General features: G+C 54.8%; 23 protein-coding genes. 8 read left to right on the forward strand and 15 right to left on the reverse strand.

The features are described from left to right. Window position 1: 1 nt before the first annotated feature. Together cpxA and cpxR are read right to left on the reverse strand one after the other, a co-directional pair. On the reverse strand, window positions 2-1,375 hold the full coding sequence (gene cpxA, locus ACHHZ6_RS21675) for an envelope stress sensor histidine kinase CpxA (RefSeq protein WP_182273254.1): 1,374 nt from the start codon (window positions 1,373-1,375) through the stop codon (window positions 2-4). Next, window positions 1,372-2,070, reverse strand: coding sequence for an envelope stress response regulator transcription factor CpxR (cpxR, locus tag ACHHZ6_RS21680; protein WP_003862004.1), 699 nt, complete (start codon window positions 2,068-2,070; stop codon window positions 1,372-1,374). Before cpxR ends, cpxA begins: the two co-directional genes overlap by 4 nt. Window positions 2,071-2,219: 149 nt before the next feature. Here cpxR and cpxP point away from each other — a divergent pair, with 149 nt between their 5' ends. The 6 genes from cpxP to ACHHZ6_RS21710 all read left to right on the forward strand — a co-directional run bounded on the left by cpxP (window position 2,220) and on the right by ACHHZ6_RS21710 (window position 8,263). Then, a complete protein-coding gene (gene cpxP / locus ACHHZ6_RS21685) occupies window positions 2,220-2,726 on the forward strand; it encodes a cell-envelope stress modulator CpxP (protein WP_182273255.1) in 507 nt (168 codons plus the stop codon). Window positions 2,727-2,875: 149 nt separating this feature from the next. Then, complete coding sequence (fieF, locus tag ACHHZ6_RS21690) at window positions 2,876-3,769, forward strand: CDF family cation-efflux transporter FieF (RefSeq protein WP_182273256.1); 894 nt, start codon at window positions 2,876-2,878, stop codon at window positions 3,767-3,769. A gap of 174 nt (window positions 3,770-3,943) precedes the next feature. Continuing rightward, window positions 3,944-4,906, forward strand: a complete 963-nt coding sequence (pfkA, locus tag ACHHZ6_RS21695) for a 6-phosphofructokinase (protein WP_182273257.1) — start codon at window positions 3,944-3,946, stop codon at window positions 4,904-4,906. Window positions 4,907-5,040: 134 nt separating this feature from the next. Next, complete coding sequence (locus tag ACHHZ6_RS21700) at window positions 5,041-6,030, forward strand: sulfate ABC transporter substrate-binding protein (protein WP_395122994.1); 990 nt, start codon at window positions 5,041-5,043, stop codon at window positions 6,028-6,030. Between the two features lie 111 nt (window positions 6,031-6,141). Next, on the forward strand, window positions 6,142-6,885 hold the full coding sequence (locus ACHHZ6_RS21705; RefSeq protein WP_182273259.1) for a CDP-diacylglycerol diphosphatase: 744 nt from the start codon (window positions 6,142-6,144) through the stop codon (window positions 6,883-6,885). Window positions 6,886-6,958: 73 nt separating this feature from the next. Next, window positions 6,959-8,263: an SLC13 family permease gene (locus ACHHZ6_RS21710; protein WP_395122995.1), complete on the forward strand. Its 1,305-nt coding sequence runs from the start codon at window positions 6,959-6,961 to the stop codon at window positions 8,261-8,263. A gap of 82 nt (window positions 8,264-8,345) precedes the next feature. Here the strand turns inward: ACHHZ6_RS21710 and tpiA are convergent, their stop codons facing one another. After that, entirely contained in the window at window positions 8,346-9,113 is a 768-nt protein-coding gene (tpiA, locus tag ACHHZ6_RS21715) for a triose-phosphate isomerase (protein WP_010436926.1), read from the reverse strand. Window positions 9,114-9,224: 111 nt separating this feature from the next. After that, entirely contained in the window at window positions 9,225-9,821 is a 597-nt protein-coding gene (locus tag ACHHZ6_RS21720; RefSeq protein ID WP_182273261.1) for a DUF1454 family protein, read from the reverse strand. A 112-nt stretch (window positions 9,822-9,933) separates the two neighbouring features. Here ACHHZ6_RS21720 and ACHHZ6_RS21725 point away from each other — a divergent pair, with 112 nt between their 5' ends. Continuing rightward, on the forward strand, window positions 9,934-10,353 hold the full coding sequence (locus ACHHZ6_RS21725) for a DUF805 domain-containing protein (RefSeq protein WP_182273262.1): 420 nt from the start codon (window positions 9,934-9,936) through the stop codon (window positions 10,351-10,353). On the opposite strand, the gene fpr is transcribed toward ACHHZ6_RS21725, so the two are convergent. The 4 genes from fpr to ACHHZ6_RS21745 form a co-directional block, all read right to left on the reverse strand. Further along, window positions 10,354-11,100 carry a ferredoxin--NADP(+) reductase gene (gene fpr, locus ACHHZ6_RS21730; protein ID WP_182273263.1) on the reverse strand — a complete coding sequence of 249 codons (747 nt, stop codon included), beginning with the start codon at window positions 11,098-11,100 and terminating at the stop codon, window positions 10,354-10,356. Between the two features lie 96 nt (window positions 11,101-11,196). Continuing rightward, window positions 11,197-12,207 carry a class II fructose-bisphosphatase gene (glpX, locus tag ACHHZ6_RS21735; RefSeq protein ID WP_182919134.1) on the reverse strand — a complete coding sequence of 337 codons (1,011 nt, stop codon included), beginning with the start codon at window positions 12,205-12,207 and terminating at the stop codon, window positions 11,197-11,199. A gap of 109 nt (window positions 12,208-12,316) precedes the next feature. After that, entirely contained in the window at window positions 12,317-13,825 is a 1,509-nt protein-coding gene (gene glpK / locus ACHHZ6_RS21740) for a glycerol kinase GlpK (RefSeq protein ID WP_182273265.1), read from the reverse strand. 21 nt (window positions 13,826-13,846) lie between these two features. Beyond that, complete coding sequence (locus ACHHZ6_RS21745; protein WP_182273266.1) at window positions 13,847-14,692, reverse strand: MIP/aquaporin family protein; 846 nt, start codon at window positions 14,690-14,692, stop codon at window positions 13,847-13,849. Window positions 14,693-15,090: 398 nt separating this feature from the next. Here ACHHZ6_RS21745 and zapB point away from each other — a divergent pair, with 398 nt between their 5' ends. Further along, window positions 15,091-15,330 (forward strand): septal ring assembly protein ZapB, encoded by a 240-nt coding sequence (zapB, locus tag ACHHZ6_RS21750; protein WP_014072349.1) that lies wholly within the window; start codon window positions 15,091-15,093, stop codon window positions 15,328-15,330. Between the two features lie 97 nt (window positions 15,331-15,427). Here the strand turns inward: zapB and rraA are convergent, their stop codons facing one another. The 7 genes from rraA to priA all read right to left on the reverse strand — a co-directional run bounded on the left by rraA (window position 15,428) and on the right by priA (window position 23,391). Beyond that, entirely contained in the window at window positions 15,428-15,913 is a 486-nt protein-coding gene (rraA, locus tag ACHHZ6_RS21755; protein ID WP_182273268.1) for a ribonuclease E activity regulator RraA, read from the reverse strand. Between the two features lie 92 nt (window positions 15,914-16,005). Beyond that, a complete protein-coding gene (gene menA / locus ACHHZ6_RS21760; RefSeq protein ID WP_182920084.1) occupies window positions 16,006-16,932 on the reverse strand; it encodes a 1,4-dihydroxy-2-naphthoate polyprenyltransferase in 927 nt (308 codons plus the stop codon). A 62-nt stretch (window positions 16,933-16,994) separates the two neighbouring features. After that, entirely contained in the window at window positions 16,995-18,326 is a 1,332-nt protein-coding gene (gene hslU, locus ACHHZ6_RS21765) for an HslU--HslV peptidase ATPase subunit (RefSeq protein ID WP_182273269.1), read from the reverse strand. Window positions 18,327-18,335: 9 nt separating this feature from the next. Then, the gene (gene hslV, locus ACHHZ6_RS21770; RefSeq protein ID WP_182273270.1) at window positions 18,336-18,866 is read right to left on the reverse strand and encodes an ATP-dependent protease subunit HslV; all 531 of its coding nucleotides are present in this window, start codon (window positions 18,864-18,866) and stop codon (window positions 18,336-18,338) included. Window positions 18,867-18,960: 94 nt separating this feature from the next. Next, window positions 18,961-19,956, reverse strand: coding sequence for a cell division protein FtsN (ftsN, locus tag ACHHZ6_RS21775; protein ID WP_395122996.1), 996 nt, complete (start codon window positions 19,954-19,956; stop codon window positions 18,961-18,963). Between the two features lie 93 nt (window positions 19,957-20,049). Beyond that, window positions 20,050-21,075, reverse strand: coding sequence for a DNA-binding transcriptional regulator CytR (gene cytR / locus ACHHZ6_RS21780; RefSeq protein WP_182273272.1), 1,026 nt, complete (start codon window positions 21,073-21,075; stop codon window positions 20,050-20,052). Window positions 21,076-21,195: 120 nt separating this feature from the next. Continuing rightward, window positions 21,196-23,391 (reverse strand): primosomal protein N', encoded by a 2,196-nt coding sequence (gene priA, locus ACHHZ6_RS21785; RefSeq protein ID WP_395122997.1) that lies wholly within the window; start codon window positions 23,389-23,391, stop codon window positions 21,196-21,198. Between the last annotated feature and the right edge of the window lie 45 nt (window positions 23,392-23,436).

Consider the following 23,436-nt stretch of genomic DNA (forward strand, 5'->3'; position numbering starts at 1 on the left):
ATCAGGAACGTTTATACAGCGGTAGCCACAGCGTTAATCGCAATCCACCCAGCGGGCTGTCATCGGCTTTCACCCAGCCACGGTGTTGCTGCATGGCGGTTTCCACAATCGCCAGACCCAGCCCGGTACCGCCAGATTCACGGTCACGTGCTTCGTCAGTACGGTAGAACGGCCGGAAAATCTGTTCACGATCTTCCGGGCTCACGCCTGGACCATCGTCATCCACAGTGATGGTGATCCCGTCTTTATCCACCGAAAACGCCACTTCAATCTTCGTATGTGAGTAGCGCAGGGCGTTACGCACAATATTCTCCAGCGCGCTTTCCAGCGTGTTGGGGTTACCGTACAGCGGCCACGGCCCTGGCGGGAAGTTGACGGTGAACGATTTGCCCATCTGCTCCGCTTCGAATGCGGCGTTGTCCAGCACTTCATGCCACAGGTGATTGGCTTTCACCGTTTCACTGACCAGCGCATTTTTTTGCTGATTGCGTGACATCACCAGCAGGTCGTTGATCATGCTGTCCAGACGGTGCGCTTCCGTTTCGATGCGCTCCAGCTCTTTGCTTTCGCCGCTGCGGCGACGCAGCAGCGCGGTACCAAGCTGCAGTCGCGTGAGCGGCGTGCGCAGTTCGTGTGAGATATCCGAGAGCAGGCGTTGCTGCGCGGTCATCATGCGCTCAAGCGCGGTGATCATCTGGTTGAAGCTGGCTCCGGCGGCCAGGAATTCCTGTGGCCCGGCTTCCAGTTCAGGGTGCTGGCGCAGGTTACCCTGTGCCACTTCGTCAGCCGCGTTTTTCAGCTTACGCGCCGGTTTCGCCAGGCTCCACGCCAGCCATAACAGCAGCGGTGAACTGACCAGCATCGTGACAATCAGCAGCAGGAGCGGACGGTCAAACAGCAGGTTGATGAAATCAGACTGGGAATTGCTCGCAGGGCGAATCAGGTAGAGCTGGTAGTTGTCTTCCCCATCCCTGACGGAGAAAGGGCCAACCATTTCGACACGGCCATATTTCTTTTTCTGTGGGTGATCGGCGTTATCTGCCTGGCCAATGAAGTTGCGGATGATCTGCATTTCATTGCGATCGGCCCCAATGACGCGACCTTCGCTGGTGACCAGCAACAGGCGCTGTCCTGGCGGTGCCCACTTGTCGATAGCGCGAAACAGCCTGCGCCACCACATTAAATCGTTCGGCGGATCGTTTGCCAGCTCGGCTTCGACGTGCTGCTCGATCATCACGCCCTGACGTTGCTCGCTGTCGAGAAGCTCCGTCATCTGGCGTGAGTCGAGTTTTGGCAACATCAAAACGAGCATTAAAACCAGTGCCAGCGTCAGCCAGAAGATGGCGAAAATGCGGGCGGTTAAACTTCCTATCATGAAGCGGAAACCATCAGATAACCACGACCACGCAGGGTTTTAAACCACGGGTGACCGTCTTTACGCTCCGGCAGCTTACGGCGCAGGTTCGAGATATGCATATCAATGGCACGGTCAAACGGCGTGAGGCGTTTACCCAGCACTTCCTGGCTTAAGTGTTCACGCGATACCACCTGGCCGAGATGCTGCGCCAGCAGATAAAGCAGGGTGAACTCCGTGCCGGTCAGTTCCAGCGTCTCGCCGTCGAAGCTTGCTTCCTGGCGACCCGGGTTCAGGCTCAGGGAGTCCACTTCCAGCGTTGGTGAGCTGTTGTCGGTATTCTGCTGCTGTTCGCTCCAGTGGGAACGACGCAGGATAGCGCGAATACGGGCAACCAGTTCACGGTCGTTGAATGGTTTAGGTAAATAGTCATCCGCACCCAGCTCAAGGCCGAGTACGCGGTCAAGTTCACTGCCGCGCGCGGTCAGCATAATGACAGGGGTCTGGTGTGTCTGGCGAAGCTCTTTCAGCGTATCAATGCCGTTTTTCTTCGGCATCATGACGTCGAGCAAAAGTAAATCGATGCTGTCATCAAGGAGACTCAGCGCCTGCTCGCCATCATGGGCGACCAGAACGTTGAAACCTTCCATGTCGAGCAACTCCTTTAAAAGGGATGTGAGCTCTCGGTCATCATCAACTAACAGGATTTTATTCATTGTTTAATACCTCCGAGGCAGAAATTACGACATCAAGGCTGTCTAATCCATGACTTTACGTTGTTTTACACCCCCTGACGCATGTTTGCAGCCTGAATCGTAGACTGTCTCTCGTTGAATCGCGACACGAAAGATTTTGGGAGCAAGTGATGCGCAAAGTTACCGCTGCCGTCATGGCCTCAACGCTGGCGTTCAGTGCGTTTAGCCAGGCTGCTGTAGCTATCACCAGCGACAACGGGCTTCCCGAAGAGGGGACAGCGCAGCACAGTAGCCAAAGCCATATGTTTGACGGCATAAGTTTAACCGAACATCAGCGTCAACAGATGCGAGATCTGATGCAGAGGGCAAGACAAGACCAGCCCCCTGTTAATGTTAGCGAAATGGAGACAATGCATCGCCTTGTCACCGCCGATAATTTTGACGAAAGCGCTGTGCGCGCTCAGGCAGAAAAAATGGCACAGATACAGGTTGCCCGCCAGGTTGAAATGGCCAGGGTTCGCAACCAGATGTTCCATCTGCTATCGCCCGAGCAGCAAGCGGTTTTGAACGAGAAACATCAGCAACGAATGGATCAGTTGCGTAAGGTTGCACGGATGCAGCGAAGCTCAGAAACGACGTTTTTCAGTAGCAATAGCAGTACCCGTAGTAACCAGTAAACCCTGTTTTCCTTGCCATAGACACCATCCCTGTCTTCCCCCACATGATGTGGGGGTTTTTTTTGCCCTTCAAACTTGTTAACCGTTTATTCATCCGTTGACTCCTCAAGCTTCCGTTATACTAGCGGCATGACATGACAGGAGTTTTTATGAATCAATCCTATGGACGGCTGGTAAGCCGGGCAGCAATTGCGGCGACCGTCATGGCTTCCTGCCTGCTGCTGATTAAAATCTTTGCCTGGTGGTATACCGGTTCGGTCAGTATTCTGGCAGCACTGGTGGACTCTCTGATGGATATCGCCGCCTCGCTGACGAACCTGCTGGTGGTGCGCTACTCGCTACAACCGGCAGATGAAGAGCACACGTTCGGGCATGGGAAGGCTGAATCGCTGGCCGCCCTGGCGCAGAGTATGTTTATCTCCGGTTCGGCGCTATTCCTGTTTTTGACCGGTATTCAGCACCTGGTTTCACCGTCGCCGATGAACGATCCTGGCGTGGGCGTGGTGGTGACAGTTGTTGCACTTATATGCACACTGGTTCTTGTTACGTTCCAGCGTTGGGTGGTACGTAAAACGCAAAGCCAGGCTGTAAGGGCGGATATGCTTCATTATCAGTCTGATGTTATGATGAATGGCGCTATTCTTATTGCGCTCGGTCTTGCCTGGTATGGATGGCATCGCGCCGATGCATTATTCGCATTAGGGATTGGGATCTATATTTTATATAGTGCCTTACGGATGGGTTATGAGGCGGTACAGTCGCTTCTCGACCGTGCGCTTCCCGATGCTGAGCGACAAGAAATCATTGAAATCGTGACGAGCTGGCCTGGCGTCAGTGGAGCGCACGATCTCCGTACGCGGCAGTCAGGGCCGACCCGCTTTATTCAGATTCATATTGAAATGGAAGACAACCTGCCGCTGGTTCAGGCTCACGTCATAGCTGAACAGGTAGAGCAGGCGATTTTGCAGCGTTTTCCTGGTTCAGACGTCATCATTCACCAGGATCCCTGCTCGGTTGTACCCGGGTACGTTGGGCTTTCGTAATTCGTTGTAAAAAAGTGAGCCAGGCCAGCATTTTGTGTATAAATTACCGCCATTTGGTCTGACCTGAATCAATTCAGCTGGAAGTGATTGATATACTATTTGCAGTATTCGTTGGTCGAACAGTTTCTTCCGGCAAAAGATTTCAATTTTGCATTCCTAAGTTCAGAGGTAGTCATGATTAAGAAAATCGGTGTGTTGACAAGCGGCGGTGATGCGCCGGGCATGAACGCGGCAATTCGTGGGGTTGTCCGTTCAGCGCTGACGGAAGGTCTGGAAGTTTTTGGTATCTATGACGGTTATCTGGGTCTGTATGAAGATCGCATGGTGCAGCTCGACCGTTACAGCGTGTCGGACATGATTAACCGTGGCGGTACCTTCCTCGGCTCTGCACGCTTCCCGGAATTCCGCGATGAACACGTCCGTGAAGTGGCTATCGAGAACATGAAAAAACGTGGCCTGGACGCCCTGGTGGTTATCGGTGGTGACGGCTCCTATATGGGTGCAAAACGTCTGACTGAGATGGGCTTCCCGTGCATCGGTCTGCCAGGCACGATCGACAACGACATCAAAGGTACTGACTACACCATCGGTTATTTCACCGCGCTGGGTACCGTCGTTGAAGCGATTGACCGCCTGCGTGACACCTCTTCTTCCCACCAGCGTATCTCCATCGTGGAAGTGATGGGCCGCTACTGTGGTGACCTGACGCTGGCTGCGGCTATCGCTGGTGGCTGTGAGTTTGTGGTGGTACCGGAAGTGGAATTCAGCCGCGAAGACCTGGTTAACGAAATCAAAGCTGGTATCGCGAAAGGTAAGAAACACGCTATCGTGGCAATCACTGAGCATATCTGTGATGTTGACGAGCTGGCGAAGTACATCGAAACAGAAACCAAACGCGAAACCCGTGCCACCGTACTGGGTCACATCCAGCGTGGCGGTTCTCCAGGCCCATATGACCGTATTCTGGCGTCCCGCATGGGTGCGTACGCTATCGAACTGCTGCTGCAGGGTTACGGCGGCCGTTGCGTGGGTATTCAGAACGAAAAACTGGTTCACCATGACATCATTGACGCTATTGAAAACATGAAGCGTCCGTTCAAAGGTGACTGGTTAGACTGCGCGAAAAAACTGTACTGATCCTTCTGGCCCTCTTCTCTCTGAAGAGGGCCATTATTCCTCTATGTTATAGCCAATCTTTTTTTATTCTTTAATCATTGGTTAGCTTTCTGGCACGCTGCATTCATCCAAATACTGCACAAGAGAGCTGGGCGATGAATAAATGGGGCGTGGGTTTAACATTATTGCTGGCATCGACCAGCCTTCTGGCTAAGGATATCCAGTTACTGAACGTGTCGTACGACCCGACGCGTGAACTTTATGAGCAGTACAACAAAGCCTTCGCGGCACACTGGAAGCAAGAAACCGGTGATAACGTCGTGATTCGCCAGTCACACGGCGGTTCTGGTAAGCAGGCGACTTCGGTTATCAACGGTATTGAAGCCGACGTGGTCACGCTGGCGCTGGCCTACGACGTGGACGCGATTGCCGGGCGTGGCCGTATTGATAAAAACTGGATCAAACGTCTGCCGGACAACTCCGCACCCTATACCTCGACCATCGTTTTCCTGGTGCGTAAAGGCAACCCGAAACAAATTCATGACTGGAACGACCTGATTAAGCCGGGCGTGTCTGTCATCACCCCGAACCCGAAAAGCTCTGGCGGTGCACGCTGGAACTACCTGGCGGCCTGGGGTTACGCCCTGCACCACAATAATGGTGACCAGGCGAAGGCTCAGGAGTTCGTGAAAGCGCTGTATAAAAACGTCGAAGTACTGGATTCCGGCGCGCGCGGCGCAACCAATACCTTCGTTGAACGCGGTATTGGTGATGTGCTGATTGCCTGGGAAAACGAAGCCCTGCTGGCGACTCATGCGCTGGGCAAAGACAAATTCGAAATCGTCACCCCGAGTGAATCGATTCTCGCCGAGCCGACCGTCTCCGTGGTCGACAAAGTGGTTGAGAAGAAAGACACCAAAGCGGTGGCTGAAGCGTACCTGAAGTATCTCTACTCGCCAGAAGGCCAGGACATTGCGGCGAAGAACTTCTATCGCCCACGCGATCCGGCGGTTGCGAAGAAATACGAAAACGCATTCCCGAAACTGAAACTCTTCACAATTGATGAGACGTTTGGTGGCTGGACAAAAGCGCAGAAAGAACACTTCTCCAACGGCGGAACGTTCGACCAGATCAGCCAGCGCTAGGTGTTTTGCAAAGAACGACACGGTGACCCGGTGTGAGAAATCCGCCGGGTTTTTTATTTGGTCATCATTTTGCGTTACTCTTCCACTTCAAATGGATACGGGGAACGCGTTGTGAAAAAAATAATTGTACTGGTTCTGGTTGCCATCGCACTTGCCGTGGGTGGCTGGTTCTGGATGACATCGGGTAACCCGAACGCGTTGCGGCATATCGTTCTTGACCAGTGTTTGCCTAATCAGCTGCAGCATCGTAACCCGGCACCGTGCGCGCAGGTGAAACCTGACGCGGGCTATGTCGTGTTCAAAGACCGTAACGGGCCGCTGCAATATCTGCTGATGCCGACGTACCGCATCAACGGCACAGAAAGCCCACTCCTGACCGAGCCCCACACACCGAACTTCTTCTGGCTGGCGTGGCAGTCACGTAGTTTTATGCGCCTTAAACGTGGTTCTGACGTGCCCGACAGTGCCATTTCACTGACCATCAATTCCCCAACCGGGCGCACGCAGAACCATTTCCATATTCACATCTCCTGCCTGCGGCCAGACGTGCGCGCGAAGCTCGATGCCAGCCAGGGGCAAATCAGCACCCAGTGGCTGCCGCTTCCCGGTGGACTGGAAGGGCATGAGTATCTTGCCCGTCGGGTGACGGAAAATGAGCTGGTGCAACGCAGCCCGTTTATGATGCTGGCGGAAGAACTGCCGGAAGCACGCGATCACATGGGACGCTTTGCGCTGGCGATGGCGCAGCAGTCGGACGGCTCATTTGTGTTGCTGGCGACCGAGCGTAACGTGCTGATGCTTAACCGGGCCTCGGCAGAGGAATTGCAGGATCATCAATGCAATATTCTGAAGTGACCCCACTATAAATAGCGTTTACTCGTCCTGCCTGTCACCGTAGACTTGCTGAAAAAAACGACAGGAGACAGGCATGTCGCTCTGGTTAAGTTACCCTCTGCTACTACCCTCATTGATTGTTGGCGTCACCATCGTGCTGTGGGCGACGTCTCTGTTACCGGAATTTATCACCGCACTGCTGTTTTTTGCTGCGGCAATGACCGCCAAAATCGCCCCACCGGAGGTGATCTTTGGCGGTTTTGCCTCGTCCGCATTCTGGCTGGTGTTTAGCGGTTTTGTGCTTGGCGTGGCGATCCGCAAAACCGGTCTGGCGGACAGAGCCGCGCGGGCGCTGTCGGCAAAGCTCACCGATTCCTGGGTGCAGATGGTGGCAAGCGTGGTGTTGCTGAGTTATGCACTGGCGTTTGTGATGCCGTCGAACATGGGGCGTATTGCGCTGCTGATGCCAATCGTTGCGGCGATGGCAAAACGGGCCAGCATCGCTGACGGCTCGCGCGCCTGGTTTGGTCTGGCACTGGCCGTCGGGTTCGGTACTTTCCAGCTTTCGGCAACTATCCTGCCCGCTAACGTACCCAACCTGGTGATGAGTGGTGCGGCGGAAGGTTCGTACGGTATTCATCTCAACTATGTGTCCTATCTGCTACTCCACACCCCCGTACTCGGTATTCTCAAAGGGGGGATTTTGATTGGCCTGATCTGCTGGCTTTTCCCCGGCAGCCCAAAACCCCCGCACGACCTGGCTCCGTCTGAACCGATGGGGCGTGACGAAAAACGTCTCGCCTGGCTGCTGGCGGTGGTACTGGTGATGTGGGTGACGGAGAGCTGGCACGGTATCGGGCCTGCGTGGACCGGGTTGGTGGCATCGGTCATTGTGTTGCTGCCACGCATTGGTTTTATCACGGGCGAAGAGTTCGCGGCGGGTGTGAATATGCGCACCTGCATTTACGTAGCGGGGATTCTTGGGCTGGCGATTGTGGTGACGCAAACCGGCATCGGTTCGGCGGTAGGTGAGGAATTGCTGCATATTATGCCGCTGGATGCCGACAGGCCGTTCACCAGCTTCCTGGCACTGACCGGGATCACCACGGCTCTCAACTTTATTATGACCGCCAACGGCGTTCCGGCGCTGTATACCACACTGGCACAGAGTTTCTCTGACGCCACCGGATTCCCGCTGCTCTCGGTGATCATGATTCAGGTGTTGGGTTATTCCACGCCGCTGTTGCCATATCAGGCATCGCCAATTGTGGTGGCTATGGGGTTAGGAAAGGTGCCTGCCAGGGCGGGGATGTCGCTCTGTCTGGCGCTGGCGATCGCAACGTATCTGGTACTGTTGCCGCTGGATTATCTGTGGTTTAGCGTGCTGGGACGTTTATAAAAAAAGCCCGGTGGCGCTAACGCTTACCGGGCCTGCGATCCTGTAGGGCGGGTTAGCGAAGCGCCACCCGCCGCAAAGGCGATTAAGCCTGTTTAGCCGCTTCTGCCGCTTTAACGATCACCGCGAAAGCGTCAGCTTTCAGGGATGCGCCGCCAACCAGTGCGCCGTCGATGTCTGGCTGGGTGAACAGCTCAGCAGCGTTAGCTGCGTTTACAGAACCGCCGTACTGGATGATAACCTGCTCAGCCACTTTTGCGTCTGCTTTAGCGATGTGGTCACGGATGAATTTGTGAACCGCCTGAGCCTGCGCTGGGGTTGCTGATTTGCCGGTACCGATAGCCCAGACTGGTTCGTAAGCGATAACTGCGCCTTCGAACGCTGCCGCGCCCTGAGTTTTCAGCACGGCGTCGATCTGACGTGCACAAACTTCTTCCGTTTTACCGGCTTCGTTTTCTGCTTCGGTTTCACCGATGCACAGAACCGGGATCAAACCCTGCTCTTTCAGCACAGCGAATTTCTTCGCGATGAATTCGTCGGATTCTTTGTGATAGGTGCGACGCTCAGAGTGGCCGATGATGATGTATTTCGCACCGATATCTTTCAGCATTTCAGCGGAGGTTTCACCGGTGAACGCACCAGACAGGTTAACGTCAACGTTCTGAGCACCCAGAACGATGTGGCTGCCGTCAGCGGCGTGTTTAGCCAGATCCAGGTACATATCCGGCGGAGCGATGGCAACCGCACAGCCCGTCACGCCAGCCAGCTCTTTACGCAGGTTCGCAACCAGTTCGTTTACCATGTGGCGGCTGCCGTTCAGTTTCCAGTTACCCATCACTAAAGGATGTCGCATTTCAATTCTCCACGCTAAATAAGCGAATTAAGGAATATGGCCACCCTGACGGGCAGCATGGTCTGTGAATCAGTATAGAGATTTTCCCCTGAAAGGCTTTGCTTTTTGTCATTAATTCGCCCCTCCGAGTGAGTCTGATAGTGCCAGCTTAATCGGTTCAACTGCGAAGGTCAGTCCCTTTTCGCCGTTATCTGCCACAACATAGCGAATAGCACCTTCGGTATCGGTGTAGTAGCGCTTGTTTTTACCGGCGGTCAGGAGTTTTTGCAGCTTTTGCTGACTTTGTGCTTTCGTTAGCGCGGGCGTAAAGACCTGCAAAACCGCGCTCATGTACTCGAGTGCTTTCGCCTTCGCGGCTTTTTGCTCCGGCCCCTGAATCGGTAACCAGGTTATCTGCATGCTTTTGATTTTTAGCGTCCCGCGCTCCAGCGCAGTAGACGCGTATAAATTCTCGTTAATCTTGCTGGCAGCACGAGTCAGAGTGGGGGTATCGCGGGCGCTATCAATAGAGCGAAATTCATCCAGTGGCAGCTTTGGGTTGGCCTGATTAAAGGCTTCGCGAAACTGGCTGATGGATTGATCAAATGACGGTGCTCCTGCCAACAGGTAGGGCGCAGTCGTTGGGGCAGATGTTTCGGCAGCATGCAGGGAAAAGCCAGCGCTCAGCATGGCGAAACACAGCAAAAGAGAATGTACCGAACTTTTCATCAATATTGCCCCTGGCCGTAATGGCTCATGATTAAATCGATATCTGGTCGGCTTGTCAAAAGGTCACAACTCCAGGGTAAAATGCGCACCATACGATAATAAGGAACCTTACATGACCATACAGCAGTGGTTGTTTTCATTCAAAGGGCGTATTGGACGCCGTGATTTCTGGATCTGGATGGTGACGTGGATTGTCGCCATGTTGCTCCTTTTTTTCATTGCCTATAACGCGTGGCTGAGTACGCAGACGGCGGCATTTGCGTTGGTGTGCCTGTTGTGGCCAACAGCCGCTGTGGTGGTGAAACGCCTGCACGATCGCGGTCGTTCCGGTGCGTGGGCATTTCTGATTATTGTGGCGTGGATGCTGGTGGCGGGGAACTGGTCGATGCTTCCGTCCATCCTCCCCTGGGTGGTGGGCAGGCTACTGCCGACCATTATCTTTGTGATGATGGTTGTCGATCTGGGCGCGTTTATCGGCACCCAGAGCGAGAACAAATACGGTAAAGATACCCTTGAGGTGAAGTACCGCTGATCACCAGTAGTGTTCGGCGGTCATATGGCCCGGTCGACGGCGAAGATGTTTTGTCATCTGCCGGGTCTCTTTCAGGAGCTGCTGCGTGTCCCGAACCATCTGCGGGTTACCGCACAGCATGACGTGGCTGGTTTCGGTATTCATCGGCAAGCCCACCGCCGCTTCCAGTGCACCACTCTCAATCAACGCTGGTACACGACCCGTCAGCGAACCTGCTGCGGTTTCCCGGCTGACGACGGTCTGAATTTTCAATTTCCCGCCATACTGTTGTTCCAGCGCCTGCATCTGTGGCAGATAGCTTAGGTCGGCAGCATAGCGCGCGGCGTGAACCAGCACGATGTTTTTGAAGCGCTCAAGGTCTTTGCCATACTGCAGGATAGAAAGGTAAGGGCCGATAGCGGTGCCGGTTGCCAGCATCCAGAGGGTATCGCAGTCCGGGATTTCATCCAGCACAAAGAAACCTGCCGCTTCACTCACAATCTGCACATCATCGCCGGGTTTAAGTGCCGCCAGGCGCGGGCTGAGCTTACCGTCCGGGACGGTGACAAGATAAAACTCGAGATCTGGATTGTCGGGTGCGTTGACGTAAGAGTAGGCGCGTTGCACGCGCTCGCCGTCGACATCCAGCCCCAGCTTTGCGAATTGTCCGGCGGTAAACGGGTGGACGGGAGCATGCACGGTGAGACTAAATAGCGCATCGGTCCAGAATTGTATCTTTGTGATTTTACCTGTTACCCAGTCCGCCATGATCTTCTCCTGTGCTGTATCTCTGTTCTATCTTCCGTACTTGTGGTGAAGATTTCCAGCCCATATGGGCCGGAAAGCTCTATCGATCAAACGGTTTTACAGAATGTGGGTCTGTACGTCCGGGTCTTTGCGATCGAGATAGTGGATAGACTGTATACGGCGAATGGTGCGCGACTTACCGCGGATCAGCAGCGTTTCGGTGGTCGCCATGTTGCCCTTGCGGGTGATACCGTCCAGCAGATCGCCTTTGGTGATACCGGTGGCGGAGAAAATAACGTTATCGCTGCGCGCCATTTCGTCCAGAGCGAGGACTTTATTGGCTTCGATGCCCATTGCTTCACAGCGTGCCAGCTCGTCTTCGCCGATACGGCGGTTCTCTGCGCTGTCGCCTTTGACTTCATGACGCGGCAGCAGTCGCGCCTGCATATCGCCGTCCAGCGCGCGGATCACCGCAGCAGAAACCACACCTTCCGGTGCACCGCCGATACCGTAAAGCACGTCCACTTCGCTGTCTGGCATACAGGTCAGAATAGAGGCGGCCACGTCACCGTCCGGGATGGCAAATACGCGCACGCCAAGCTTTTGCATCTGCGCAATGGTCGCGTCATGGCGCGGTTTCGCCAGAATCGTTACGGTCAACTCGCTAAGTGGTTTACCCAGCGCTTTGGCTATATTGCGCAGGTTCTCTTCCAGCGGCAGGCTGAGGTCGATAGCGCCTTTCGCGCCAGGGCCGACAATCAGCTTTTCCATGTACATATCGGGTGCGTTGAGGAAACAGCCTTTGTCACCCACCGCCAGTACCGCCAGCGCGTTGGCCTGGCCCATTGCCGTCATGCGGGTCCCTTCGATCGGGTCGACGGCGATATCCACGGCATCACCTTTGCCCGTACCAACTTTTTCACCGATGTAGAGCATGGGCGCTTCGTCGATCTCGCCCTCGCCAATCACGATGGTGCCGTCGATGTTGACCTGGTTAAGCACAATGCGCATGGCATGGACAGCCGCGCCGTCAGCGGTGTTTTTGTCGCCACGACCCAGCCATTTATAGCCCGCCAGCGCGGCCGCTTCGGTCACGCGGGAAAATTCGATAGCAAGTTCACGTTTCATGAGGTACTCGTGCAGTCAAAAGGAATTGCACGAAGTTTATCACAGAGTGGCGTTGGGTGCGGTTTGGGTAACCCTCTCCCCTGTGGGGAGAAGGTTAGGTGGGGGTAAATTACTCTTCGTGATCTTCCCACGCCAGGGCGCGTTTCACCGCTTTCTTCCAGCCGTTATAACGGACGTTACGCTCGGTGGTTTCGATGCCAGGGCGGAATTCGCGTTCGATTACCGCTTTTTCCTGCAGCTCGTCCAGGTTCTGCCAGAAGCCCACGGCCAGACCAGCAAGGTAAGCCGCACCCAGCGCGGTAACTTCGCGTACTTCCGGGCGCTCTACGCGGGTACCCAGAATGTCGGCCTGGAACTGCATCAGGAAGTTGTTGGCTACCGCACCGCCATCCACGCGCAGAGCGTGCAGACGGATACCGGAGTCAGCCTGCATGGCTTCCAGAACATCACGTGTCTGGTAGGCAATGGATTCCAGCGTGGCGCGAATGATGTGGTTAGAGTTCACACCACGCGTCAGGCCGAAAATCGCGCCGCGAGCATACGGATCCCAGTAAGGTGCGCCCAGACCCGTGAACGCAGGTACCACGTATACACCGTTGGTATCTTTCACTTTGGTGGCGAAGTATTCAGAGTCGAATGCATCGCTGATAAGCTTCATCTCGTCACGCAGCCACTGAATGGATGCACCCGCCATGAACACCGCACCTTCCAGAGCGTAGTTCACTTCACCGCGTGGGCCGCAGGCGATGGTGGTCAGCAGACCGTTCTCTGATTTCACCGCTTTCTCGCCGGTGTTCATCAGCATGAAGCAGCCTGTGCCGTAGGTGTTTTTCGCCATCCCTTCCTTGACGCACAGCTGGCCGAACAGCGCCGCCTGCTGGTCACCGGCGATACCGGCGATAGGAATACGGGTACCGCCTTTACCACCGATGTTGGTCTGACCGTACACTTCAGAAGACTTACGCACTTCTGGCAGCATGGCGCGTGGAATGTCCAGCGCGTCCAGCATCTTGTCATCCCACTCAAGGGTATTGATGTTGAAAAGCATGGTACGCGAGGCGTTGGTGTAGTCGGTCACGTGGACGCGTCCCTGGGTCATCTTCCAGATAAGCCAGGTATCGACGGTACCGAACAGCAGCTCGCCGCGTTTTGCTCGTTCGCGTGAACCTTCCACGTGGTCGAGGATCCACTTCACTTTGGTGCCGGAGAAATACGGGTCAACCACCAGACCGGTTGCGCTACGCACGTACTCTTCCATGCCGTCGCGTTTTAGCTGCTCACAAATTTCCGCAGTACGACGGCACTGCCAGACGATAGCATTGTAAATAGGCTTACCAGTTTCACGTTCCCAGACCACGGTTGTTTCACGCTGGTTGGTAATACCAATGGCGGCAATCTCGTCGGAACTGATATCGGCTTTTGCCAGCACTTCGACCAGCGTAGAGCTTTGTGACGCCCAGATCTCCATTGGGTCGTGTTCTACCCAGCCTGGGCGAGGATAAATTTGCTCAAATTCGCGCTGTGACACGCTGACGATATTCGCGTCATGATCCATTACGACAGCGCGGGAGCTGGTAGTGCCCTGGTCGAGCGCAACGATATATTTTTTTTCGGTCATGGTATGTGTCCCGTAGTCAGATTACAGCGAAGCTTTTTGTTGTGCGGCAGAAGTTGTTTCCTTCTCCTCTTCCACACAGGTGTCGCACGGTAAGTGGCGACCAATTAATTTGCGGTAGCTAAACGCACCCAGCGCAGCCCCGACAACCGGCGCAAACAGCGGTACCAGGAAGTAAGGAATGTCTTTGCCACCGGTGAAGGCTACGTCGCCCCAGCCTGCGATAAAGGCGAAGGCTTTTGGCCCGATATCACGCGCCGGGTTCATGGCGAAACCGGTCAGTGGGCCCATTGATGCGCCAATCACGGCAATCAGCAGGCCAATCAGCAGCGGAGCCAGCGGGCCACGCGGAATGCCGTTACCATCGTCAGTCAGCGCCAGGATAACGCCCATCAGGATAGCGGTAATCACTGTTTCAACTGCGAACGCCTGCACAAAATTGATATGCGGGTTTGGATACGTTGAGAAGATACCTGCGAGATCAATACTTTCGACACTGCCGCGCACCATATGATGTGCTTGCTCGAAGTCGATGAAAAGATTGTAATAAAGCCCGTAAACTAACGCCGCTGCACAAAACGCGCCGGCAAATTGAGAAATGATGAACGGAACAACTTTGCGTCCGTCAAAGCACGCGAACAGCCACAGTGCGATGGTTACCGCCGGGTTAAGATGTGCACCAGAAACGCCTGCGGTCAGGTAAATGGCCATTGCCACACCCAGACCCCAGATGATACTGATTTCCCACTGACCAAAACTGGCACCCGCCACTTTCAGTGCAGCGACACAGCCCACTCCGAAGAATATCAACAACCCGGTACCAAGGAACTCGGCGATGCACTGGCCTTTTAAGGTTGATGTCTGACTCATAATCGGAATCCTGAAGAAATTGATGTTTATTGTTAGCATGGCCGCCCGTGACAGCCACGATGTCCTGTAGACATAGTGTTAATTTATCGTTAACGAGCAAAAACGAGAAATATCGAAATTAAAATGTGTGGTCTGCGTCAATAAAATGAGCGTTTTCGCGCCATAAAGCGCGTTTTTGCATCAGTACGGAATGTGAGCTGAATCATTTCATTAACGAAAGGCTTAACAATTTAGGGGTATATGACGCGAACGCACCAGGACGAGGCCGAAAAGTGTTGCAAACCGCGATCTGCGCGGTGTGTTGCTGGACACAGAGCGCCGTGCTCCATACAATCGTTGGTATATGTCGTGCGCGTTTACGTTAAAGCGTCGCCTTGCAATTCAGGAGAGGTAGCATCATGTCTTTAGAAGTGTTTGAGAAACTGGAATCGAAAGTACAGCAGGCGATTGACACCATCACGCTGCTGCAAATGGAAATTGAAGAGCTGAAAGAGAAGAACAACAGTCTGGCGCAGGAAGTTCAGACCGCTCAGCACGGTCGCGAAGAACTGGAGCGCGAAAACAACCAGCTGCGTGAACAGCAGAACGGCTGGCAGGATCGCCTGCAGGCGCTGCTTGGGCGTATGGAAGAAGTCTGATTTCTCTCGGGAAATACAGATGAAAATAAGCCGGGTAAAGCGTCGACGCCACCCGGCTTTTTTATGGTTCACGCAAAGTCGCGGTGAAACAACGGTATCACTCAATATCCAGCGGATCTTCGGAAAGAATAATGCCGGTGTTATCGGCATAGAGGTGGTCGCCGGAGAAGAAGGTTACGCCGCCGAAATTCACGCGCACGTCGCTTTCGCCGATGCCTTCACCTGCCGCACCTACCGGTATGGCTGCGATGGCCTGAATGCCGAGATCCAGCTCTTCCAGGTCATCGACCTGGCGTACTGCACCGTAAACCACAATGCCTTCCCACTCGTTTTGCATGGCAAGACGGGCAAGATCGGCGTCGATGAGGGCCCGGCGCACGGAACCGCCGCCATCGACCAGCAGGATACGGCCACGGCCATTCTGTTCGAGCAGATCGTACAGCAACCCGTTATCCTCGAAACATTTCACCGTGATGATTTGCCCGCCAAACGACGACCGCCCACCAAAGTTGGAGAACAGCGGTTCAACGACGTTGACATCTTCCTGGTAGATGTCACAAAGCTCGGAGGTATCGTATTTCATAGGGTTACCGCTCTGTTGCTGCGAATGTGTTCAGTATATCGTGCGAAACGCGTTGTTGGCAAAATCATCAATTGTTAATTGATATTTGTCAGTTAACTCAGTATCTGGCTTAAAACAATCCCTAGCACGAACAACAGGTTAGTCAGCAATGCACCTTTTACCGTGCGTTCCAGCATGGGGGGCATTGCCGTCGGGCTAAGTTCCCGCATCACAAAGCGAGCCTGTTTCACCAGCATTGGCGCAGCGAGCACGAACAGCCAGCCCCACAGGCTGTGCAGGGAGATCAGGTTAAACAGGGCCAGGCAGACCAGCGCGCCAATCAACAGACACGCATGATAACGGCGGGCGTTAACCGGCCCCAGACGGACTGCCAGCGTGTTTTTGCCGTTCTCGCGGTCGCTGTCGATATCGCGCAGGTTGTTGATGTTGAGTACCGCAGTAGCCAGCAGACCGCAGGCGGTCGCCGGCAGGAACAGGGCAGGGATGAGCATATGTGCCTGTAAGTACCCGCTGCCCATCACGCTCAGCCAGCCGAAGAATACCAGCACAGAGATATCACCCAGGCCGATATAACCGTAAGGGCGCGTACCGACGGTGTAGGTAATGGCCGCGATAATCGCGAGCACACCCAGCACCATAAAGCCAATGAAATCAGCCGTTGTTTTACAGGCAACAGACACCAGCGCCAGACCGGACAGGCAAATCAGCACGACGGTGATAATCAGCGCACGTTTCATCTGCGGCTGGGTAATCACCCCTTTCTGCATTCCGCGCAGCGGCCCGATACGGTCGGGTTTATCGCTGCCTTTCTCTGCATCACCATAGTCGTTGGCGAGATTAGAGAGAATTTGCAGCAAACCAGCAGTAACAAGTGCAAGCAAGGCAACCAGCGGATCGAAATGGCCCTGCCACCAGGCAAGGGCAGTGCCGACAATGATTGCGGCAAAGGCCAGAGGAAGGGTTTTAGGGCGCAGACTTTCGAGCCACGCCTGAGTACGGCTGATATCAGTCATAGTTATTTAGCCAATAAAAATGGGGCTTTTCAGCCCCATTAACAGTGATGAGAATGCAGTAACCGCGATTATAGGATAAAACGGCTCAGATCTTCATCTGCCACTAACGCATCCAGGTGTTTACCCACATACTCTGCGTCAATGGTAATGCTTTGACCGTTAAGGTCGCTCGCATCATAAGAGATATCTTCCATCAGGCGTTCCAGCACCGTGTGCAGACGACGCGCACCAATGTTCTCGGTGGTTTCGTTGACCTGCCATGCGGCCTGGGCGATACGTTTGATACCGTCCTCGGTAAAGTCGATATTCACGCCTTCGGTGGCCATCAGTGCTTTGTACTGTACGGTCACCGACGCGTTTGGCTCGGTCAGGATACGTTCGAAATCTTCGGTGGTCAGCGCCTGCAGTTCAACGCGGATCGGCAGACGACCCTGCAGTTCCGGGATCAGGTCAGACGGGCTGGCAATCTGGAACGCACCGGAAGCGATAAACAGGATGTGGTCCGTTTTTACCATACCGTGCTTGGTGGAGACGGTGCAGCCTTCAACCAGCGGCAGCAGGTCGCGCTGTACGCCTTCGCGGGAGACGTCCGGGCCGGACGCGTTGCCGCGCTTACAGATCTTGTCGATTTCGTCGATAAACACGATACCGTGCTGCTCAACCGCATCGATAGCATCTTGCTTCAGCTCTTCCGGGTTCACCAGCTTCGCCGCTTCTTCTTCAATCAGCAGCTTCATCGCTTCTTTGATTTTCAGCTTACGCGCTTTCTGCTTCTGGCCACCCAGGTTCTGGAACATGGACTGCAGCTGGCTGGTCATCTCTTCCATGCCCGGAGGAGCCATGATTTCCACGCCCATTGGCGCAGCAGCGAGATCGATCTCAATCTCTTTGTCGTCCAGCTGACCTTCACGCAGTTTTTTGCGGAAAGCCTGACGCGCCGCCGAAGGTTCAGACTGCTGTTCAGCCTGGCCCCAGTTGTTTTTTGCTGGTGGGATCAGCACGTCGAGAATACGCTCTTCGGCCATCTCTTCGGCGCGGAAGCGGTTTTTCTCGATAGCCTGGACACGCACCATCTTGATCGCGGAATCGGTCAGATCGCGGATGATGGAGTCCACTTCTTTACCCACATAGCCCACTTCGGTGAACTTGGTGGCTTCAACTTTGATGAAGGGTGCGTTAGCCAGTTTCGCCAGACGACGGGCAATTTCGGTTTTACCGACACCGGTCGGGCCGATCATCAGAATGTTTTTCGGTGTGACTTCGTGGCGCAGCTCTTCATCAAGCTGCATACGACGCCAGCGGTTACGCAGGGCGATGGCCACAGAACGCTTAGCGTTATCCTGGCCAATAATGTGTTTGTTCAGTTCGCTGACAATTTCGCGTGGGGTCATTTCAGACATGGGAGATCCTTACGCTTTAGACGGTAATTCTTCGATGGTGTGGTTGTGGTTGGTATAGATGCAGATATCTCCTGCAATATCCAACGCTTTCACTGCGATATCACGCGCGTTCATATCGGTATTTTCCAACAGCGCACGGGCCGCAGCCTGGGCATAAGGGCCGCCAGAGCCGATGGCAATCAGGTCGTTTTCCGGCTGAATAACGTCACCGTTACCGGTGATAATCAGTGAGGCAGTTTCATCGGCCACGGCCAGCAGCGCTTCGAGCTTGCGCAGCATACGATCGGTACGCCAGTCTTTCGCCAGCTCAACGGCGGCTTTCACCAGATGACCCTGGTGCATTTCCAGTTTACGTTCAAACAGTTCAAACAGCGTGAAGGCATCAGCCGTGCCGCCCGCAAAACCGGCGATCACTTTGTCGTTATATAAACGACGGACTTTTTTCACGTTGCCTTTCATGACGGTATTACCCAGCGTGGCCTGGCCATCACCGGCAATCACCACCTGGCCGTTACGGCGTACACTTACAATTGTTGTCACGAGCAGACCCCCTGGTTACAGAATCGGGAAACAGAAGCCCTGAGCCAGTGCTCAGGGCTGAATAGAATGATAGATGGGGGGGATTTTGGGGGTTTCAACCCCCGGAGGCGAGTCGAATGCAGTTTGTGTGACCTGCCATCTTCAGACGAGAGATCGTGCCATCCGCATTTTCTTTGCCTTTGACCGGGCCAATCACCACGCGATTCCAGCCATTGTTGGTGGTTATGCGGGAATCAAAGCCTTCAAACGCCAGCTGAGCTCGTACCGTTTCGGCCTGTTCTGCACCTTTAAACGAGCCACACTGAACCATCCAGCGACGTTCGTCTTTCTTCTCAGCCGTTTGCTTCGGCGCTTCGGTCTCTTTGGTGACCGGTGCGGCCTGCTGCGTTTTCGGCTGTTGCGCGGTGGTATGCGCAGGTGTTTGCAACAGATCCTGATAAGGCTGAGCCGTTTGCTTTTGCGGCTGAGTCTTTGGCTGCTGTTGAACAGGCTGCGACTGCACCGTACGCGTCTGTTGTTGCGGCTGCTGGTACGGTTGTTCCGTCACTCGCGGCTGCGTACGAGGCTGCTGTACTGGCTGAGTTTGCGCCAACTGCTGTTGTTGAATCTGTTGCTGGACCTGACGTCGCTGCAGCGTTTGCTGACGCTGCTCCGGCGTTTGTTCGTTCCACGGCACTTCGTTCAACTGCGTAGGTTGCTGGCGCATATCGGCCTGCATTTGTGCCAACAGTTGACGCTGTTCGTCGGTGAGCTGGTTGGGGTTCACCACTTCACCACCGGCGGACGGTTCAGTCGGTGCGCGAACGCCTGGCTGGCGGCTTTCCAGCTCTTTAATATAACGCCAGCGCTCTTCCGGTTTTGGCGGCAGACCATTCCCGGCAACCTTGTTGCCCTGAAGGGCCTCAGACTCTTCTTTTTTATGGTGAGTAATAAAGTACAGACCGCCAATAAAGGCCACCAGTACAGCCGCAGCAATAGCGACCATTGCTGGCGAGACAGCAGGCAGGTTACGTTGCTTGTTCCTTGAGCTACTCTTTTTGCGTCGCGAAGGTGCCGGCTGGCCGCGACGTACATAATCTCGTTGTGCCACTATCGTTTCGCTGTATTTATTCGTTCGTCAGCCCGCCATGTTACTTAAGCGGCGGGGCTTTGACCAGATAAGGGTGTCCTAAAGGCATTTACTTTAAGTCAATGCCTGAGTCGTGCCACGAACAATCAGTTCGCAGTCCAGCAACCGTGAGCCGCTGCTAACTGCCTGACCATGCAGTTGATCCAGCAAAAGAAGCATAGCTTCACGACCAATGTCATAGCGTGGCTGCGAGACGGTTGAGAGCGGTGGATCGCAAAATTCTGAAAGCGAAATATTATCGAAACCAATAATCGATAAATCTTTTGGTATGCGCAGGCCGCGACGTTTGGCATACGATAATGCACCCAGTGCCATCACGTCACTGTGACAGAACACGGCAGTAGGCGGTTCAGGCAGTGCCAGAAGTTTTTCCAGCGCTTGTCCACCGGCTTCAAAGGTGAAATCGCCACGCGCGATGTAGTGTGGATCGACAGTGACGCCCGTGCGGCGTAGCGCCTGAACGTAGCCCTGCAGGCGGTAGTGACACAGCGGCATCTCTTCCGGCCCGGCAATGCAGCCAATACGCTTATGCCCCAGCTCCTGGAGATAGTTCACGGCGTTGAATGCGGCGGTCAGGTTATCGATATGAACGGTCGGCAGTTCCAACTCTGGCGCGAATTCGTTGGCCATCACCATCGGCGGTAAATTACGCTGTTCTTCAATACTGGCATCAAACGGCAAACGAGAGCCGAGCAGCAGCATGCCGTCGATCTGTTTGGTGATGATGAGGTCGATAAAGGTTTTTTCCTGCTGGTTCTGGTGGGCACAGTCGCCAATCAGCACCAGATAACCTTGCTCAGCCGCCGTCACTTCGATACCGCGAATAATCTCGCTGAAGAAGGGATCGCAAATGTCCGGCACAATCACCAGAATGGTGCGCGATTCATTGCGCTTAACGTTACGCCCCATCGCCTGCGGGAAATACCCCACTTCCAGCGCCGCCTGTTCCACCCGGTTGCGGGTTGCCTGGGAGACTTTGTCCGGGTTCATTAATGCGCGGGACACTGTTGCCGTAGAGACTTTCGCTTTTTGGGCAACGTCTTTCATGGTCGCAGTAGCAACCTCTTTCCTGGACTTCAACGTCTTCTCCTCGCCTGAACACCGAACTTCTGACGTCTCCATTTTTACAGATTGTTAATGGAATCGGTTACAGAATTTTCATAAAAAGTGTGAGGAGTATTAAATTTTTTCGATCCGTCTTCAGCTTTCAATCGGATCGACGTCGAGAACCCACTTCACTTTCCGTGCTTCCGGCAGTGTGTTGATCAGTGCCAGCGTGCCGCTGACGATATGTTGTAAGCGGATACGTGAAGGGTGCTGGAGCAAAATCTGCCAGCGAAAACGTCCGCCGCGTTTAGGAGCCAGTGCAGGAACCGGGCCTAAAATCCACAGCTGATTATCCACCAGCGGGCTGGCCTGCAGGAGATTTCTCAATTGCTGCAGGAAAAGAGGAGCCTGCTGGTTGTTATGGTCTTCAGCCCGGATGATGACGTGGCTGGTCCACGGGGGAAGCTGCATTGTCTGGCGTTCAGCAAGTGCCTGTTCAGCGAATGCGTCATAACCTTTATGCAGTAAGGTTTGCAGTAGCGGATGCTCGGGATGGTGCGTTTGCAGTACCACTTCGCCTTGCTTTCCGGCGCGTCCGGCACGTCCGGCAACCTGGGTATAAAGCTGGGCAAAGCGTTCGGCTGAACGGAAATCTGCGGAGAACAGTGCTCCGTCCACGTCCAGCAGGGCGACCAGCGTGACGTCCGGGAAGTGGTGCCCTTTGGCCAGCATCTGGGTACCAATGAGGATGCGCGCGCCACCGCGATGCACTTCGGCTAACTGTTGTTCCAGCGCACCTTTGCGGCTGGTGGTGTCCCGGTCGATACGCGAAATGGGAACGTCAGGAATGAAGGGCGTAAGCGCCTGTTCCAGCTGCTCCGTCCCCAGACCGACCGGCACAATATGCGTTGAACCGCACGACGGACACTGGTGCGGTACCGGGCGCTGGCTGTCGCAGTGATGGCAGCGCAAATGCCGCTGGGCCTGATGGAAGGTGTAGTAGTGGTCACAGCGCGGGCATTCTGCTATCCAGCCGCAGTCGTGGCAGAGCAGTGCCGGGGCAAATCCGCGGCGGTTAAGAAATAAAATGACCTGGTTGCCCGCCTGTAAATGCTGGCGCATGCGGGTGATTAGCGCAGGTGCTAACCCCGCCTGAACCTGCTGGCCTTTCAGATCCAGAACATGCTGAATGGCCGGGCGCGCATTCCCCGCGCGACGCGTCAGGCGCAGCATATGGTATTTGCGCTGACGAACATTGTGCAATGTTTCAAGTGCCGGGGTGGCGGAACCCAGAATAATAGGGATTTGCTCACTATGGGCGCGATACACAGCCAGATCGCGGGCATGATAGCGCCAGCCCTCCTGCTGTTTATAGGAACTGTCGTGTTCTTCATCTATCACGATGACGCCGAGGTTTTTAAATGGCGTAAACAGTGACGAACGGGTGCCAATCACAATCGCCGCTTCGCCGTTTTTGGCTTTCAACCAGGCGCTGAGACGCTCGCTGTCGTTCAGACCAGAGTGCAGAACTTCAACGGGGGCATTGAAACGTTCGCGGAAGCGGGCGATGGTTTGTGGCGTCAGGCCGATCTCCGGCACCATCACCAGCGCCTGTTTGCCCTGGGCGAGCACATTTTCCAGCACGCTCAGGTAAACTTCGGTTTTACCGGAGCCGGTGACGCCGGCGAGCAGCCAGGCGGAGAAATGATCGGAGGCGCTGTGAATGGCTCCCACGGCGGTGGCCTGCTCGGTATTCAGGCGCAGACGGTCACCGGATACAGAAAAGTTGTTTCGCCAGTCGTAAAGGGCGGGGGCTTCGCTACCCAGTTCACTCAGCCCTTTCTTCCTTAATGCCTGCAGCGCGGTTTCACTGACTTCAAGCTCGTTGACCTGATGCCGCCAGATTTTCCCCTGGCGCAGCGCTGCCAGCGCCTGCTGTTGTTTCTGCGAGCGCTTCAGGCTGTTGATGTCCACGGCCTGCCCCTGCTCGGTGGCAAACCAGTACCACATTGGCGCATGGCTGGCGCTCTTACCCTGGCGCAGCAAAATGGGCAGCGCATGGAACAGGACATCGCCAATCGGATGGTGATAGTAATCCGCTGCCCACAGCAGCAGTCGCCAGGTACTGGTGGAGAAAACCGGCTCGCTGTCCAGCACCTCAACAACTGCCTTCAGTTCATTAAGCGGTAACTCACTCTTGTCGCTGACGGAAACCACAATCCCCACGCGCTGCTGTTTGCCAAACGGCACGGTCACGCGACAGCCAGCTTTGGCGCTCATGCTGTCGGGCAGCAGATAGTCAAAGGTGCGGGGAAGCGGAACGGGCAGGGCAACGTGAGCGACGGGCATCGAATCTTCCTGACTTGAAAAGTGGCGCGTTAGTATACACATTAG

Source organism: Enterobacter cloacae complex sp. 2024EL-00214 (assembly GCF_043945575.1).
Taxonomy (GTDB): domain Bacteria; phylum Pseudomonadota; class Gammaproteobacteria; order Enterobacterales; family Enterobacteriaceae; genus Enterobacter; species Enterobacter cloacae_P.

Coding starts and splice junctions, on each gene's coding strand:
- cpxA (WP_182273254.1), bottom strand. CDS start 1,375: ATGATAGGAAGTTTAACCGCCCGCATTTTCGCCATCTTCTGGCTGACG.
- cpxR (WP_003862004.1), bottom strand. CDS start 2,070: ATGAATAAAATCCTGTTAGTTGATGATGACCGAGAGCTCACATCCCTT.
- cpxP (WP_182273255.1), top strand. CDS start 2,220: ATGCGCAAAGTTACCGCTGCCGTCATGGCCTCAACGCTGGCGTTCAGT.
- fieF (WP_182273256.1), top strand. CDS start 2,876: ATGAATCAATCCTATGGACGGCTGGTAAGCCGGGCAGCAATTGCGGCG.
- pfkA (WP_182273257.1), top strand. CDS start 3,944: ATGATTAAGAAAATCGGTGTGTTGACAAGCGGCGGTGATGCGCCGGGC.
- ACHHZ6_RS21700 (WP_395122994.1), top strand. CDS start 5,041: ATGAATAAATGGGGCGTGGGTTTAACATTATTGCTGGCATCGACCAGC.
- ACHHZ6_RS21710 (WP_395122995.1), top strand. CDS start 6,959: ATGTCGCTCTGGTTAAGTTACCCTCTGCTACTACCCTCATTGATTGTT.
- tpiA (WP_010436926.1), bottom strand. CDS start 9,113: ATGCGACATCCTTTAGTGATGGGTAACTGGAAACTGAACGGCAGCCGC.
- ACHHZ6_RS21720 (WP_182273261.1), bottom strand. CDS start 9,821: ATGAAAAGTTCGGTACATTCTCTTTTGCTGTGTTTCGCCATGCTGAGC.
- ACHHZ6_RS21725 (WP_182273262.1), top strand. CDS start 9,934: ATGACCATACAGCAGTGGTTGTTTTCATTCAAAGGGCGTATTGGACGC.
- fpr (WP_182273263.1), bottom strand. CDS start 11,100: ATGGCGGACTGGGTAACAGGTAAAATCACAAAGATACAATTCTGGACC.
- glpX (WP_182919134.1), bottom strand. CDS start 12,207: ATGAAACGTGAACTTGCTATCGAATTTTCCCGCGTGACCGAAGCGGCC.
- glpK (WP_182273265.1), bottom strand. CDS start 13,825: ATGACCGAAAAAAAATATATCGTTGCGCTCGACCAGGGCACTACCAGC.
- ACHHZ6_RS21745 (WP_182273266.1), bottom strand. CDS start 14,692: ATGAGTCAGACATCAACCTTAAAAGGCCAGTGCATCGCCGAGTTCCTT.
- zapB (WP_014072349.1), top strand. CDS start 15,091: ATGTCTTTAGAAGTGTTTGAGAAACTGGAATCGAAAGTACAGCAGGCG.
- rraA (WP_182273268.1), bottom strand. CDS start 15,913: ATGAAATACGATACCTCCGAGCTTTGTGACATCTACCAGGAAGATGTC.
- hslU (WP_182273269.1), bottom strand. CDS start 18,326: ATGTCTGAAATGACCCCACGCGAAATTGTCAGCGAACTGAACAAACAC.
- priA (WP_395122997.1), bottom strand. CDS start 23,391: ATGCCCGTCGCTCACGTTGCCCTGCCCGTTCCGCTTCCCCGCACCTTT.